1 protein-coding gene is annotated in these 937 nt (G+C 37.5%); it reads right to left on the bottom strand.

Annotation, left to right across the window (positions count from 1 at the left end):
- On the bottom strand, positions 1–937 hold a 937-nt coding region (locus tag ACRCJ0_RS15755; protein WP_431391128.1), incomplete at its 5' end, for a M3 family oligoendopeptidase.

Raw genomic sequence — 937 nt, 5'->3', positions numbered from 1 at the left:
TTATTTGTTTAATAAGCCTTTTAATTCAGCTAATCTTTGCTCGAATTGGGCAAAGGTTTCTTCGATATAAGTAGCATTGGTCATATCGATACCCGCTTTTTGCATAACATTAATTGGGAAATCGGATGAACCTGATTTCAAGTAAGTTAAGTATTTGTCAACGGCACCCTCTTCACCTTCTACTATACGTTTAGCCAATGTGTTGGCAGCAGAGAATCCTGTTGCATATTGATAAACATAGTAGTTCATGTAGAAGTGAGGGATACGAGACCATTCTAAAGCGATTGTTTTATCCTCTCCGATTGACGGACCATAGTAGGCCTTGTTTAATTCGAAGTAGTTTTCACTAAGGAAGTCTGCTGTTAAAGGTTGCCCGTTTGCGTCAGATTCATGCATGAATTTTTCAAATTCAGCAAACTGAGTTTGACGGAAGATTGTACCTTTTACGCCATCAAGATAGTGGTTCAAGATATAGATTTGTGCATCCTTATCATCAATCGTATCCAGTAAATACGAAGTTAATAAGTTTTCGTTTGTCGTAGAAGCAATTTCTGCTACGAAAATTGAGTAGTCACCATATATGTATGGTTGGTTACTTCTAGTGTAATAAGAGTGCATTGAGTGACCTAACTCATGAACTAGTGTATATAAGTCATTCAACGAATCTTGCCAGTTTAGTAAGATATATGGGTTTGTATCATAAGCACCTGACGAGTATGCACCTGAACGCTTACCTTCATTTTCGTAAACATCGATCCATTTCTCGTCAAAGGCTTTGGCCAAGTCTTTCAAGTATTGGTCACCTAAAGGCGCTAAAGCTTTAAAGGTAATCTCTTTAGCTTCTTCGTAAGTAAATTTCACCGGTGCATCACCTGTTAATGGTGTATACATATCCCACATTTGTAAGTCATCAAGACCTAGCATGTCTTTTCTTAAA

The sequence above is a fragment of the Aerococcus sp. L_32 genome (genome assembly GCF_050689315.1).
This window is presented reverse-complemented; position numbering and strand designations above follow the sequence as displayed.